Source organism: Rahnella inusitata (assembly GCF_018288855.1).
Classification (GTDB): domain Bacteria; phylum Pseudomonadota; class Gammaproteobacteria; order Enterobacterales; family Enterobacteriaceae; genus Rahnella; species Rahnella inusitata.
Map to the genome: position 1 here is coordinate 1790000 of NZ_CP065024.1, position 15961 is coordinate 1805960.

Below are 15961 nucleotides of genomic sequence, written 5' to 3' on the forward strand. Positions count from 1 at the left end.
TTTCTACAGTGGAAGGACAAAACGAGAGGAGAAAGTGATGCTTAGGGTTGAGATGCTCAGTACCGGCGAGGAAGTTCTTCACGGTCAAATTGTGGATTCAAACGCCGCCTGGCTGGCCAGTTATCTGTTCGATCAAGGCCTGCCGATGACCAGCCGTGAAACGGTGGGTGACAGTCTGGACGAGCTGGTTAACGTCATGAAAGAGCGCAGCCATATTGCCGATGTGCTGATCGTTAACGGCGGGTTAGGCCCGACCACTGACGATCTCAGCGCGCAGGCGGCGGCCATGGCGTGTGGCGTTGAACTGACAGAGGATGCCGGATGGATTGCCACCATGCAGGCTTTCTTCAACGAACGCGGTCGTCCGATGGCCGAGTCTAACCGCAAACAGGCGCAGATCCCGGCCAACGCCGAATTGCTGGACAATCCGGTCGGCACTGCCTGCGGTTTCAGCGTCAGGCTCAACCGTTGCCAGATTTTCTTCACGCCGGGCGTCCCTTCTGAATTTAAAGTCATGGTCGAACAGCAAATCGTTCCGCGCCTGCAAAAGCAGTTCCCAGCGCTGGAAGCCCCGCTGTGTTTGCGTCTGACGACCTTTGGGCGTGGCGAAAGCGATCTGGCGACTGAACTGGATAAAATCGAGATGCCTGAAGGCGTGGTGATGGGTTACCGCTCGTCTTCGCCGATCATTGAACTGAAAGTCACTGGCCCGCGTTCTCAGGAAGTGGCGATGCATCGGATTTTCGAGCGTGTGCGCGAAGTGGCGGGGGAGAGTACCATTTTCGAAGGTTTCGGCAGCCTGCCTGATCGCCTGGCCGAACGTCTGCTGACGCAAAATCTGCGTCTGGCGGTCAGTGAAAGTTATACCGGCGGCCTGCTGAACTGGCGTCTGCAAAGCGCCGGCGTTCCGCTTGCCAACGGCGAACTCCAGCCACAAGATGATGAGGCGTCCCCGGAAAAATCCCTCGAAAACTTATTGGCACGGGCGCAAACGCTGGCCGAAACCAGCGGTGCACAGCTGGCACTGGCCGTCGGGGCATTATCCGGCGACAAGCTCAGTCTGGCGCTGCATACGCCGTCAGGAACCAGCGGGTTAACCATCCGCTATACCGCGACGCGGCACGGGTTGACGTTGAGACAGGAGACTATCGCGATGGTGGGGATGGATATGTTGCGGCGGTATCTGAACGGGTGGGATCCGGTAGCGGAATATCCCTGGCTGGACCGGGTCGAGAAGGTCTAGTTATCTCATTTCAAAATCAAGCCCTGAAATGCTTTAAAACCAGTGCCCGGTTTGCTCCCCCCTCTCGCCGAGGGAGGAGCAAACCGGCAGGGTTTTGCGACGCCGCTACCTGAAATTGAATTAGTTTTTAGAGCAGGCCGTAAAAGCTGTCAGTGTGCCGAAACCCACTAAAACTCCACCTCTATATCCCCAACCGGCAGGCAACAACAGGGAAGGACGTCGCCCTGTGCGATAAACGCCAGAGGCTTTTCACTGTACTCCACCGCACCGCTGACTAGCCGCATGCGACAGGATCCGCAATACCCTTCACGACACTGATACTCGATGTCAACTTTATGATGCTCAAACACTTCCAGCAGATTGCGATGGCGGCTTTCGCACACCAGCTGTGTGCCATCGGCTGAAAGTGTGATGGTTCTGTCCGTCATTTAAAGCTCGAAATCACTCAGGTCGTCGGCGTGAACTTCTGAATCGATCTGACCGACAAGATAGGAACTCACTTCCACTTCCTGCGGGGCGACCTGCACATTGTCAGAAACCAGCCACGCGTTAATCCACGGGATCGGGTTAGAGCGCGTTTTGAATGGTGCAGTCAGGCCAACGGCCTGCATACGGATGTTGGTGATGTACTCAACGTACTGGCACAAAATATCTTTGTTCAGGCCGATCATCGATCCGTCTTTGAACAGATATTCTGCCCAGTCTTTCTCCTGCTGTGCCGCCAGCACGAACAAATCGTGACATTCCTGCTCGCACTCTTTGGCGATCTCAACCATTTCCGGATCATCCTGACCTGAACGCAGCAGGTTCAGCGCGTGCTGGGTACCCGTCAGATGCAGTGCTTCGTCGCGTGCAATCATCTTGATGATTTTCGCGTTACCTTCCATCAGTTCACGTTCGGCGAACGCAAAGGAGCAGGCGAAACTCACGTAGAAACGCACGGCTTCAAGTGCGTTAACGCTCATCAGACAGGTGTAGAGCTTCTTCTTCAGCTCACGCAGATTCACCACGACGGTCTTGCCGTTCACGGTATGCGTACCTTCGCCCAGCAGATGGTAATAGCTGGTCATTTCGATCAACGTATCGTAATAGCCGGAGATGTCTTTGGCGCGCTTGAGGATCTCTTCGTTGGTGACAATGTCGTCAAACACAATCGCCGGATCATTCACGATGTTACGGATGATGTGTGTGTATGAACGTGAATGGATAGTTTCTGAAAAGGCCCAGGTTTCGACCCATGTTTCCAGCTCAGGAATAGAAATCAGCGGTAAAAGCGCGACGTTCGGGCTGCGTCCCTGAATGGAATCAAGCAGCGTCTGGTATTTCAGGTTGCTGAGGAAGATGTGTTTTTCATGATCCGGCAGCGCCTGAAAATCGATACGGTCGCGGGAAACGTCAATCTCTTCCGGACGCCAGAAAAAGGACAGCTGTTTTTCGATCAGCTTTTCGAAAATCTCATGTTTTTGCTGGTCGAAACGCGCAACGTTGACGGACTGACCGAAAAACATCGGTTCCAGCAGCTGGTTATTTTTGTTCTGAGAGAAAGTGCTATAAGCCATATTGTCCTCGGACAAAAGCCCCGGTTAAGGGGCTTTATTTAAAATGATGAATCAAAACAGACGATTAGATTTTGCAGGCGCCGCTTTCGCAGTCATCAGCCACATCGGCTTTCATGTCTTCCTGCACATCATCAGCACCGTCGCGGGTGTTCTGATAGTACAAGGTTTTGACGCCGAATTTGTAGGCTGTCAGCAAGTCTTTCAGCAACTGCTTCATCGGCACTTTGCTGTTCGGGAAGCGTGACGGGTCATAGTTGGTGTTTGACGAAATCGCCTGGTCGATGAATTTTTGCATCACGCCAACCAGTTGCAGGTAACCGTCGTTGTTAGGCATATCCCACAGCAGTTCGTATTGATCTTTCAGACGCTCATACTCCGGCACCACCTGACGCAGGATCCCGTCTTTCGACGCTTTGATGCTGATGTGGCCGCGCGGTGGCTCGATGCCGTTGGTGGCATTGGAGATCTGCGAAGACGTCTCAGAAGGCATCAGCGCGGACAGCGTGGAGTTACGCAGACCGTGCGTTTTGATATCTTCACGCAGTTTATCCCAGTTGAGATGCAGAGGTTCGCTGCAAATCGCATCCAGATCTTTCTTGTAAGTATCCACCGGCATGATGCCTTGTGAATAAGTGGTTTCGTTGAACCACTGGCACGCGCCTTGTTCTTTAGCAAGTTCGTTGGAAGCTTTCAGCAGGTAATACTGGATCGCTTCGAACGTCTTGTGCGTCAGGTTGTTGGCGCTGCCGTCGGAATAACGCACGCCGTTTTTCGCCAGATAATAAGCGTAGTTGATCACGCCGATACCCAGGGTACGACGACCCATCGCGCCACGTTTAGCGGCTTTGATTGGGTAATCCTGATAATCGAGCAGGGCGTCGAGTGCGCGAACGGCCAGCACCGCCAGTTCTTCCAGATCGTCGAGGCTTTCGATAGCACCGAGGTTGAAGGCAGACAGCGTACACAGTGCGATTTCACCGTTTTCGTCGTTAACGTCGTCCAGCGGTTTGGTTGGCAGTGCGATTTCCAGACACAGGTTAGACTGGCGAACTGGCGCGATGGCCGGATCAAACGGGCTGTGCGTATTGCAGTGGTCAACGTGCTGAATATAGATACGGCCAGTGGATGCGCGTTCCTGCATCATCAGTGAGAACAGCTCAACGGCTTTCACTTTCTGCTTACGGATGCTCGCGTCCTGCTCGTATTTTTCATACAGACGCTCGAATTCCTCCTGATCGGCGAAGAACGCATCATACAGGCCAGGTACGTCGGACGGGCTGAAGAGCGTGATGTCGCCACCTTTCACCAGACGCTGATACATCAGTTTGTTGATTTGCACGCCGTAGTCCATATGACGGACGCGGTTGCCTTCAACACCACGGTTGTTTTTCAGCACCAGCAGGCTTTCCACTTCCAGATGCCACATCGGGTAGAACAATGTCGCTGCACCGCCACGAACGCCGCCCTGAGAGCAGGATTTCACCGCGGTCTGGAAATGCTTGTAGAACGGGATACAACCGGTGTGGAACGCTTCACCGCCACGGATCGGGCTGCCCAGCGCACGGATGCGACCGGCGTTGATGCCGATACCGGCACGCTGGGATACGTATTTCACGATGGCGCTGGAGGTCGCGTTGATAGAGTCCAGGCTGTCGCCACATTCGATCAGTACGCAGGAGCTGAACTGACGGGTCGGAGTCCGCACGCCAGACATAATTGGCGTAGGCAGAGAAATTTTGAAGGTGGAAATCGCGTCGTAGAAACGTTTGATGTAGTCCAGACGGGTGTCGCGCGGATAGCCGGAAAACAGGCAGGCCGCGACCAGAATATAGAGGAACTGCGCACTCTCGTAGATATCGCCAGTCACACGGTTCTGCGCCAGATATTTCCCTTCCAGCTGCTTCACGGCGGCGTAAGAGAAATTCATGTCACGCCAGTGGTCAATAAAACTGTCCATCTGCTCGAACTCTTCAGCCGTGTAGTCTTCCAGCAGATGTTTGTCGTATTTACCCATTTCGACCATGCGGGTCACCTGATCAATCAGCTTAGGCGGCTCGAACTGACCGTAAGCTTTTTTACGCAGGTGGAAAATCGCCAGACGCGCGGCCAGATATTGGTAATCCGGCGCATCTTTGGAGATCAGATCCGCTGCCGCTTTGATGATAGTTTCATGAATATCAGCGGTTTTGATCCCGTCGTAGAACTGGATGTGTGAACGAAGTTCTACTTGAGAAACTGATACGTTTTGAAGACCTTCCGCTGCCCAGTCAATGACACGGTGGATTTTATCAAGGTTGATGCGTTCTGTGCGGCCATCACGTTTAGTTACAAGCAGACTTTGGTTCATTCGGGGCGATACCTCAAAGGTTTATAAAGGGTCCGACCTGACCGTGAAAAACAGCACGGCAGCACCACTCTACTTTAGTGTGCTGGTCAGGATATAAACACAATATATTGTGGGTTTGTTATTTTCTGATGACAAGATAGTGACTGAATGGCCCTTTGGCAAGTGAACAAAACCGTCAGATTTGTGGATAACTTGGGGAGAAATTTACGGGCCATGCCTGAGGAGTCCGCCATTGCTGGCGCGACAAACCTGTCAATATCTGAGATACGATTTTCTTATATTTTTACGAAAGGTGATCGACTGCCGGTTTATTAAACGTTAGAAAAAAACGCTATATTGATCTGGATAACTATTCTAAAAAATCATGTTGCCGGGTCCGGTTCCACCAACGCCCTAAAAACTAAGGTTTAAGTAAAACCTGCGGCGGGCAGAGCGGAGGGAATTGCGCTTAAGTCCGCCCGGAAGGCATCTTCCGGGCTTGACGTACCGGGGATTTAAAGCAGGTCAGATGACAGAACTTTCTTCCGACTGAGTATGAATCATGTAATTGACGTCCACGTTCGGCCCGAGTTTAAAATGATCAGTCAGCGGGTTGTAGTGCAGACCCATAATGTGACGCTCGGACAGTGACGTGCGGTCGATCATGCCCAGTAACTCTGACGGTTTGATGAATTTTTTGATGTCGTGCGTGCCCTTTGGCACCATCTTCAGCACGTATTCTGCGCCGAAAATCGCCATCAGCCAGGCTTTGTTATTACGGTTGATGGTGGAGAAGAACACATGGCCGCCGGGTTTCACCAGACGCGCACAGGCAGCCACGACGGAAGCCGGATCCGGCACATGTTCGAGCATTTCCATGCAGGTGACCACATCGTATTGCTGCGGATGGGCATCGGCGTGTGCCTCAACCGTTTCCTGGACGTAATCGACTTTCACGCCGCTTTCCAGCGCATGCAGACGCGCCACCTGTAACGGTTCGCCACCCATGTCCAGCCCGGTCACTTGCGCACCGGCAACGGCCATGCTTTCGCTAAGAATGCCGCCGCCGCAGCCGACATCGAGAACATTCTTCTCAAACAGGCCATCAGCGCGCTCAAGAATGTAGTTCAGGCGTAGCGGATTGATGCGGTGCAGCGGTTTGAATTCGCCTTCCAAATCCCACCAGCGTGATGCGACCGCCTCAAACTTGGCGATTTCTTCGTGGTCGATGTTCTGTGGCGTAGCGGAAGCCGATGTGGATGATGTGGTTGTCATGAGCGTGATGAACTCCTTATATCTTGATGTGGCCGATTATACCTATTTCGTCTGCTTTGGTTCAGATTTGTCGTTATGGCGAATCTTTATACGAAATGAGGCGCTTTGCGCAAAGGTTTGAAACCTGTTGGATAATAGTAGGCAAAAGGGGGCGGTTGTTTTCCACGTTTGGCTGGTTTGTGGTATAGTTTTACACCTTTGCGCTATATATGCCTACGTGGGCAGCGGCCATGAATAATCAGTAGAGGGATAGCAGCTCCATGAGCGACCTTGCCAGAGAAATCACACCGATTAACATCGAAGAAGAGCTGAAAAACTCTTATTTGGATTATGCGATGTCCGTGATTGTCGGACGTGCGCTACCAGATGTGCGTGATGGTTTGAAACCGGTGCACCGCCGCGTACTTTTCGCAATGAACGTCCTCGGTAACGACTGGAATAAAGCCTATAAAAAATCGGCCCGTGTGGTCGGTGACGTTATCGGTAAATATCACCCACACGGTGATACCGCGGTTTATGACACCATTGTCCGTATGGCTCAACCTTTCTCACTTCGCTACATGCTGGTGGACGGGCAGGGTAACTTCGGGTCAGTGGATGGCGACTCCGCCGCAGCCATGCGTTATACCGAAATTCGCATGTCAAAAATTGCTCACGAATTGCTGGCTGACTTAGAAAAAGACACCGTCGATTTCGTGCCAAACTACGATGGCACCGAGCAAATCCCTGCTGTTATGCCAACCCGTATTCCTAACCTGCTGGTCAACGGCTCGTCAGGTATCGCGGTAGGTATGGCGACCAACATTCCGCCGCATAACCTCACTGAGGTTATCAACGGCTGCCTGGCCTTCATTGAAGATGAGAACATCAGCATCGAAGGGCTGATGGAACACATTCCGGGGCCAGATTTCCCGACCGCGGCGATCATCAACGGTCGTCGGGGTATCGAAGAAGCTTACCGTACCGGCCGTGGCAAGATTTCGATCCGTGCCCGCGCTGAAGTTGAAGCGGACGCCAAAACCGGTCGCGAAACCATCATTGTTCACGAGATCCCGTATCAGGTGAACAAAGCCCGTCTGATCGAAAAGATCGCCGAGCTGGTGAAAGAAAAACGCGTTGAAGGTATCAGTGCGCTGCGTGATGAGTCCGATAAAGACGGTATGCGTATCGTCATCGAAATCAAACGCGACGCCGTCGGTGAAGTGGTTCTGAACAACCTGTACTCACTGACGCAGCTGCAGACCTCTTTCGGTATCAACATGGTGGCATTACACCGTGGTCAGCCGAAAATTTTGGGTCTGAAAGAGATTCTGTCCGCGTTTGTTCGCCACCGCCGTGAAGTGGTAACACGCCGTACTATTTTCGAACTGCGTAAAGCCCGCGACCGTGCTCATATCCTTGAAGCACTGGCGATCGCATTGGCTAACATCGACCCGATCATTGAACTGATCCGTGCTGCACAATCTCCGGCCGAAGCGAAAGCGGGCCTGATTGCGCGTTCATGGGATCTGGGCAACGTTGCGGCAATGCTGGCCAGTGCCGGTGATGACGCGGCACGCCCTGAATGGCTGGAGCCAGAGTTCGGTATTCATGAAGGTAAATACTTCCTTACCGAGCAACAGGCACAGGCTATTTTGGATCTGCGCTTGCAGAAACTGACCGGCCTCGAGCATGAAAAACTGCTTGATGAGTACAAAGAGCTGTTGGTGCAAATCGCAGAGCTGATGTACATCCTGTCCAACCCGGATCGTCTGATGGAAGTCATTCGTGAAGAGCTGGAAGCGATCCGCGATCAGTATAACGATCCGCGTCGTACCGAAATCACGGCGAACTCATCTGACATCAACATCGAAGACCTGATCAATCAGGAAGACGTTGTGGTGACCTTGTCGCATCAGGGCTACGTGAAGTATCAGCCTCTGACCGATTACGAAGCGCAGCGTCGCGGCGGTAAAGGTAAATCAGCAGCCCGTATTAAAGAAGAAGACTTCATCGACCGTCTGCTGGTGGCCAACACCCACGACACTATTTTGATGTTCTCCAGCCGGGGACGTCTGTACTGGATGAAAGTCTATCAGTTGCCGGAAGCCAGTCGTGGCGCACGTGGCCGTCCGATCGTCAACCTGTTACCGCTCGAACCCAACGAACGTATCACCGCCATTCTGCCAGTACGCGAGTACGAAGAAGGCCGTCATGTGTTCATGGCAACGGCAAGTGGTACCGTGAAGAAAACGGCACTGACCGATTTCAGCCGTCCGCGCAGCGCCGGCATCATCGCCATCAACCTCAATGAGGGTGATGAGCTGATTGGTGTGGATCTGACCGACGGTAACAACGAAGTCATGCTGTTCTCTGCAGCCGGTAAAGTGGTGCGCTTCTCCGAAGAAGCGGTGCGTTCAATGGGCCGTACGGCGACCGGTGTTCGCGGTATCCGTCTGGGCGAAGGCGACAGCGTCGTCTCCCTGATCATTCCTCGCGGCGACGGTTGTATCCTCACTGTGACGCAGAATGGTTTCGGTAAACGTACTGAATCTGCCGAATATCCAACCAAATCCCGCGCAACGCAGGGCGTTATCTCGATCAAAGTGAGCGAGCGTAATGGTCCGGTAGTAGGGGCTATCCAGGTGGATGAAGCGGATCAGATCATGATGATCACCGATGCTGGTACGCTGGTGCGTACACGTGTATCCGAAGTGAGCACCGTTGGCCGTAATACCCAGGGTGTTACGCTTATCCGCACCGCTGAGCAAGAACACGTGGTCGGTCTTCAACGTGTGGCGGAACCGGTAGAAGATGAAGAACTGGATGGCGTTGCCACCGAAGCGGGCGAACTGGAAGCGGCACAAGCAGCCGATCTGCCAGACGAAGCAGAAAGTGAAGACGATCAGCCAGCAGACGACGAAGAAGAATAAGTTTTCTTAGTCGGTTGAAAGGAAGGCATAACATGGCAACGTGTTATGCCTTTTTTATTCATTCCGGGTTTTTTAGAAAGTCCCTCAATAGTGTATTCTGATTCACATTCCGCTCACTGAGCCGTTACACCGATGGTTAATCCTTGAAATATCTTGCTTCGTTTCGAACAACGCTGAGAATCTCCCGCTACCTGTTCAGGGTGCTGGCGCTGATGCTGTGGACGTTAGGGGTGCTGCTGACCACCTTTTATGTGCTGAATATCTTCCACAATAAAGAGTCGGAGATCCGGGATGAGGATAACCTCAACTACGATCTCGCGCAGAGCTACGTCAAAAACTCCAATGACGTGATGCGCAGCATTAAGTTTATGGCCGAAAAGCGTCTGAGCGATTCAATGAACGGGCTGGATATCATCAACGGGATGATCAGCAGCAAGAATACGCCACCGTCCTACCTTTCCCTTTTCCCGGATTCGGATTGCTCTCAGCTCAGCGACAGTTACCGTAACTCGCTGACGTCCCTGGGGAACATGATTCATTACTGGAAAGACAATTTTTCTGATGCCTATGATCTTAATCGCGTGTTCTTTATCAGCGGCGAAAACCTGTGTGTGGTGGATTTTGGCATCAGCAGCGAACCGTTTGAACGTGAAAGTCAGGATCAGCTGAAATCGTTGCATGAAAAAATCCTGCAATACCGCAACGGTAAAAATCAGGACAAAGAGAACAGCCTGTACTGGGTTTCTCAGTCCAATAACCGGGAGTCCGGTTATCTGTATGTGCTGACGCCGATTTATATCGGCAACAAACTGGAAGCGCTGATGGGGATTCAGCAAAACCTGCGTCTGGAAGATTTGGTCACGCCGAGCGCGCAACACACCAGCGTTACGTTGCTCGATGAGGACGATCAGCCGCTGCTCAGCCTTTCAGAAGGCGACCGTTATACCGCTGCGCTGGGAAATTATCCGCAGGAAAGCTCGTACTTCGGTTACATGAATGGCTACAAAGACTTGATCTACAAAAAGCCGCTGTCGCCGTCTTCGCTGAGCGTGGTGTATTCCATGCCGTTCAATATTGTCATTGAACGGTTCAAGATCATGATATTTAACGCGGTGCTGCTCAATATATTCTCCGGCCTGTTACTGTTTATTCTGGCGTGGGTCTTTGAACGCAAGATGTTTTTACCGGCCGAGCAGAACGCCTTCCGCCTCGAGGAGCACGAGCAGTTTAACCACAAAATTGTCGCGTCGGCGCCGGTGGGGATCTCGATTCTGCGCATCAGCGACGGCGTGAATATCCTGAGTAACGAGCTGGCGCACAACTACATCAGCATGCTGACCCAGGAAGACCGTCAACGTATTACGCGTATCATCTGCGATCAGCAGGTGAATTTTGTTGACGTGATTACCAAGAATAACAATAACATCCAGCTTAGCTTCGTCCATTCACGTTACCGCAACGAAGACGTCGCGATTTGCGTGCTGATCGACGTCAGTGCGCGCGTGCGGATGGAAGAGTCGTTGCAGGAGATGGCGAATGCCGCCGAGCAGGCCAGCCAGTCGAAATCAATGTTCCTGGCAACGGTCAGCCACGAACTGCGAACGCCGCTGTACGGTATTATCGGTAATCTGGACTTATTGCAAACGCAGGGGCTGCCGCAGGGCGTGGATCGACTGGTGACGGCGATGAATAACTCCTCAGCGCTGCTGCTGAAAATCATCAGCGACATTCTCGACTTCTCGAAAATCGAATCCGAACAGCTGAAAATCGAGCCGCAGGAGTTCTCCTGCCGTGAAGTGATCACGCACATTGCCGGTAACTATCTGCCGCTGGTGGTGAAAAAGCGCCTCGGGCTGTACTGCTTTATCGAGCACAACGTACCGCTGTCGTTCAACGGCGATCCGGTGCGTCTGCAACAGGTCATCTCAAATATTCTCAATAATGCGATTAAATTCACCGATACCGGCTGTATCGTGCTGAATGTCAGAACCTGCGGAAATTATCTGGAATTCCAGGTGCGCGATACCGGCGTCGGTATTCCTGAGCGCGAAATCACCCGTCTGTTCGACCCGTTCTTCCAGGTCGGTACCGGCGTGCAGCGTCATTTCCAGGGTACCGGCCTGGGGCTTGCGATCTGCGAAAAGCTAATCAACCTGATGGATGGCGATATTGACGTGGAATCCGAGCCGGGTCTCGGCAGTTCTTTCACCGTACGTATTCCGCTTTACAGCGCGGTGTTCCCGTCTGAGGAACCGCTGGATCACTGGCAGGATAAAATCGTCTGGCTTGACGTACGCAATGCGTATCTTGAAAGCTACCTGATGCAGCTGCTGCGCCACCACGGCGCGAATATCCAGCGCTATGAACCTGAGCAGGCGACCGCCGCCGAGGACGTGCTGATCACCGATAAGCCGTTTATTCACATGGGTACGCTACGCGCGCAGATTGAATTCTCGATAGATCATATCGGCCCGCCGGTGGAAACCAGGCCGGGATATTGGGTACACGGCACCTCGACGCCGCTGGAAATCACCGCGCTGCTCAACCGCATTTACCAGATTGAGACGGCAGGGGATGAGGACGGCCTGAACGCCCAGGCGGCTGAAACCGCTATCGCGCAGGACTACAGTGATATCACCCTGTTGGTGGTCGATGATCATCCAATCAACCGCCGTCTGCTCGCCGATCAGCTGGGGACAATGGGTTACATCGTGGTGACCGCCAATGACGGGATGGATGCGCTGGATGCCATGCGCGCGCACGAGATTGATATCGTGTTAAGCGATGTCAACATGCCACGCCTCGATGGTTATGGCCTGACGCAGAAACTGCGCGAGCTGGGCCATATCCTGCCGGTGATCGGCGTGACCGCCAACGCGCTGGCCGAGCAACGTCAGCGGTGTCTGGAAGCGGGGATGGATAACTGTCTGTCGAAGCCGGTGACGCTGGAAACGCTGCGCGATACGCTGAGCTATTACAGTGAACGCGTGCGCAAAGGGAGCTATAAAAAAGAAGACTGAAGCGGCGTTCTGGCTGAAGGTTTTGTCCCAAAAATAAAGGCACCGTGAAGGTGCCTTTTGTCTTTTTGCATGAAGACTGCTTTGCGAAAACTCAGTCTTTGTCGACCGGCATGGAGCTGATGGAAGACAAATAGTTCAGCAACGCAATATCGTTTTCCACACCCAGTTTCATCATTGCTGATTTCTTCTGGCTGCTGATGGTTTTGATACTGCGGTTCAGTTTTTTAGCAATCTCAGTCACCAGGAAGCCTTCTGCAAACAAACGCAGAACTTCGCTCTCTTTTGGTGACAGGCGTTTGTCGCCGTAACCGTTGGCGCTGATTTTTTCCAACAGCTTGGCCACGCTGTCCGGCGTGAACTTCTTGCCTTTCTGCAAAGCGGCCAGCGCTTTTGGCAGGTCCGTTGGCGCGCCCTGTTTGAGGACAATGCCTTCGATATCCAGATCCAGCACCGAGCTCAGGATCGCCGGATTATTGTTCATGGTCAGAACAATGATCGACAACTGAGGATAGTGGCGCTTGATGTATTTGATAAGCGTAATCCCGTCGCCGAATTTATCGCCCGGCATAGAGAGGTCAGTAATCAATACATGGGCGTCGAGTTTACTTAAGCTGTTGACCAGAGCCGTCGAGTCTTCAAACTCGCCGACAACATTCACCCATTCGATTTGTTCAAGTGACTTACGAATGCCAAAAAGGACGATAGGATGATCATCAGCAATAATTACGTTCATAGTATTCATGTGATTAGCTACCTTGCTGGAGCAGTCTGGAGACAAAAGAATCAATAAGATTGATGGTTTCAGTAATCTGTAATGCATCGCCATCTGCGATGTACTGTTCTAACTCTTCACACATTTGCTTGCCTGGGGTCAGGTTCAACATAGCGAACACTCCCTTAAGGCGGTGTGCAGTTTGGGAAAGTGATGTGAAATCACGACGTTGGTTTTCATTATACAGTTTCTCAAGATCTTCCGGTACTGTCTCGACAAAAAGCTGATAGTAATCGCTTGATTTTAACTGCTTTTCATAATGGTCAAGAGAGTCATCGCCGGGTTCTTCGGATGAAACACTGTCATCAGGAACGGCAAATTGCTGTTCAATTAACAGTAGGGTTGCGTCGATCAGCGCGCTGCTGATGTTGTAATTGACGCGAATATAATGCTTTTCCAGCGACTGGAAACCGGACTCATCGTCGGTCAGCAGCAGCGTAAATTTGTCACTATTTTGTGGATTATCCGTCAGCAGAACATCGTATTCACGCGTCAGTTGTCGCTCATCGGCCACGATACACACCGCGCCGTACGCATTCATTGTCCGGGTCACAATGCCGCGCACCTCGTCAGAGGTGATGTCGAGTAACGCGGTGACATCCGTCAGCAACTTCTCGTGCTCGTCTTCCACTTCCTGCGTTTGCTGCCGTTGTTTCACCCGGACGGTATAACGCGTGCCGATGTCGAGTTTACTGCGGATCTCCAACTGTCCGCCCAGCTTTTTACACAGCTGATTGCACAGGAAAAATGTCAGGCCGGAGCCGTGATTAAAGCGATCAACCAACGTCTGGCTCAGGAAAGGATAATTCAGATTGCTCAATTCTTCCTTCGAAATTCCGCTGCCGGTGTCAGTTATGTGGAAAACCAGCTGATCCGGGCGATCTTCGTCTTGTTCGCTGGTCAGTGTGACCTTGCCGAGCGACGTGGTAACAATGGCGTAATCAAGCAGCAGCGAGAGAATTTTCTTCACCGCCTGCATATCGCCGACGAACATCGCTTCCGGTGCAATATGGAAATGATTCAGCAAACCGAGGCCTTTCTGGCTGAGGCGGGGCAGGGCCTCAAGCAGGAGTTCATCCACCATAGCGGATAAGACATACGGCTGGCTGGCCGGCTGCCAGTCCTGCGTTTCCAGACGGGTCAGCAGGGTGATGTTATCCACCAGCGTCAGTGCGTTGCGCGATTCGACCTGCAATTTGCCCTGAAGCGTCTGGCGTTCGTGAAGATCTTCCACCGCCACCAATGATTCCACCAGCCCGTTAAGCTCCTGCAACGGCTGATTCAGCTCGATGCCCAGATTGTGCAGCATCAGTTTGCGCGCCTGCAGGTTCTTTTCGAACTCACGCTTAGCCTGTTGCAGCGTGCGGTTGACCATCACTTCTTTGTCCTGATCGTGCAGCAGGAACAGATACGTTTCCGGAGAGATCTGGCTGCGAATCATGCGGATTTCATACACTTCGTTGTTAACCGTAGCCTGAATCGAGCCGTTGTGCTGCTCGGCCATATTAGCGATTTTATTCAGGCTCAGATGCGGCAACAGCTGGTCGGCAATTTTATTACTGAGGATCACGCTGTGGTTGCTGAAGTTATAAACCAGCAGACCGAGTGGTAACCCGGAGATGATTTCCTGATTCAGCGCCTGCTGCATATGCAACTGCGCCGCCATATTTTCGCTCGGGCGGATGTACTGATGACGAATAAAGTAAATGCTGGTCATCGCCAGCCCGATCAGGAACAGATTGATGAGGATCAGCCAGAAGTTATTACGTGACAGATCCACCACCAGGCTGAACAACGGCACATGATAGGTCAGCGACAGCGGAGAGTTACTCAGTGGCACGCTGAACACCAGTGACCAGCCCTGAACAGCAATGCTGCTCGCGGCATTGTCGTCGGTCGGATCGCCTTCATTCACCGCGGCTGTACTGCCGTTGAGCTGGAAATTGTCCCGTGCCATGTTCAGCGGGATGAGATCACTCATCGGCAAATCAAAGGCGATCACCGTCGCCAGATGACCGGGATTATTGAACGTGGTGCGTAGCGTAAAGTTGTAGTCGCTGCTCTGACGCGATTTACGCAGGGCGGAGTAGCTTTCGCGCTCGTCCAGCGTATTGGCCTGTTGCAGCATCTCAGCACGGCGTGATTGCAGCGTACTGGTGAAATAGTTTTCTTTGAGGCGGGAATCCTGTTCCTCGAGCGGCACCGTGGTCACCAGCACCATGCTGTTGTCCTGGCCGTTCAGATAATAGAGCGAATAGGGCAGCGTTTTGGCACCCCATTGTTCATCGAGGAAGGACGAGATTTTCAGTGTCAGATCCAGCGTCGAGCTGTCATGCGTCCCAAAAATCAGTGCGTCGGTTTTCTTGTGCGGCTTAGAGACATAGAACATGTCCTGACGCAGGCGGATTTCCTGCGCGGAGACCACATCCGGCGGCAGCGGCTGGCCGGTGAAGTTGTCGTAAATCTGATATGTCATGTAACGATACTTATCGATACGTTTTTGCAACTGATCGGCGGTGGATTGCACCGTGCGCAGTTTATCGTTCAGATAAGCATTGGTGTAGTTATACCCGTAAAGACCCAGCCCCAGTGCCAGCAGCAAAATGAACAACCAAAAGAAACGCGTGATGTTGGTTGAGGTCAGCGATAAATATTTACCTGACATGATGATGAGTCTTTTCCTTCATGAAAAAACACCTGACATTAAACAGACCGCACAGTTTATCAGAAACGATAAGTTTCAGTGATTGCGCATAGTCTTAATTATTTTTAGCCTCAATACATTAAGCCCAAAATTCTTTATGGATAGTCACAAAATTGATAAGTCATTTTGATGTGCATTTCTTGATGCTAA

Annotated in this window: 9 protein-coding genes; 3 read left to right on the top strand and 6 right to left on the bottom strand. The window is 52.2% G+C overall.

Annotated elements, in window-relative coordinates; genetic code table 11:
* Positions 1-37 precede the first annotated feature (37 nt).
* Positions 38-1243 (top strand): nicotinamide mononucleotide deamidase-related protein YfaY, encoded by a 1206-nt coding sequence (locus I2123_RS08445; RefSeq protein ID WP_112166941.1) that lies wholly within the window; start codon positions 38-40, stop codon positions 1241-1243.
* A gap of 167 nt (positions 1244-1410) precedes the next feature.
* Here I2123_RS08445 and yfaE read toward each other — a convergent pair whose 3' ends face one another.
* From yfaE to ubiG, 4 genes are all read right to left on the bottom strand, one after another.
* Positions 1411-1671 (bottom strand): class I ribonucleotide reductase maintenance protein YfaE, encoded by a 261-nt coding sequence (gene yfaE / locus I2123_RS08450; RefSeq protein WP_213052190.1) that lies wholly within the window; start codon positions 1669-1671, stop codon positions 1411-1413.
* Positions 1672-2802, bottom strand: coding sequence for a class Ia ribonucleoside-diphosphate reductase subunit beta (gene nrdB / locus I2123_RS08455; RefSeq protein WP_213052191.1), 1131 nt, complete (start codon positions 2800-2802; stop codon positions 1672-1674).
* Between the two features lie 64 nt (positions 2803-2866).
* Positions 2867-5149, bottom strand: a complete 2283-nt coding sequence (nrdA, locus tag I2123_RS08460; RefSeq protein ID WP_213052192.1) for a class 1a ribonucleoside-diphosphate reductase subunit alpha — start codon at positions 5147-5149, stop codon at positions 2867-2869.
* 504 nt (positions 5150-5653) lie between these two features.
* Entirely contained in the window at positions 5654-6403 is a 750-nt protein-coding gene (ubiG, locus tag I2123_RS08465; protein ID WP_213052193.1) for a bifunctional 2-polyprenyl-6-hydroxyphenol methylase/3-demethylubiquinol 3-O-methyltransferase UbiG, read from the bottom strand.
* 260 nt (positions 6404-6663) lie between these two features.
* Here ubiG and gyrA point away from each other — a divergent pair, with 260 nt between their 5' ends.
* Complete coding sequence (gene gyrA, locus I2123_RS08470; protein ID WP_112166946.1) at positions 6664-9315, top strand: DNA topoisomerase (ATP-hydrolyzing) subunit A; 2652 nt, start codon at positions 6664-6666, stop codon at positions 9313-9315.
* A gap of 143 nt (positions 9316-9458) precedes the next feature.
* A complete protein-coding gene (gene rcsC / locus I2123_RS08475; RefSeq protein ID WP_213052194.1) occupies positions 9459-12335 on the top strand; it encodes a two-component system sensor histidine kinase RcsC in 2877 nt (958 codons plus the stop codon).
* A 91-nt stretch (positions 12336-12426) separates the two neighbouring features.
* Here the strand turns inward: rcsC and rcsB are convergent, their stop codons facing one another.
* Both rcsB and rcsD read right to left on the bottom strand, forming a co-directional pair.
* Positions 12427-13077: a response regulator transcription factor RcsB gene (rcsB, locus tag I2123_RS08480; RefSeq protein WP_112166948.1), complete on the bottom strand. Its 651-nt coding sequence runs from the start codon at positions 13075-13077 to the stop codon at positions 12427-12429.
* A gap of 4 nt (positions 13078-13081) precedes the next feature.
* Entirely contained in the window at positions 13082-15772 is a 2691-nt protein-coding gene (rcsD, locus tag I2123_RS08485) for a phosphotransferase RcsD (RefSeq protein WP_112166949.1), read from the bottom strand.
* Between the last annotated feature and the right edge of the window lie 189 nt (positions 15773-15961).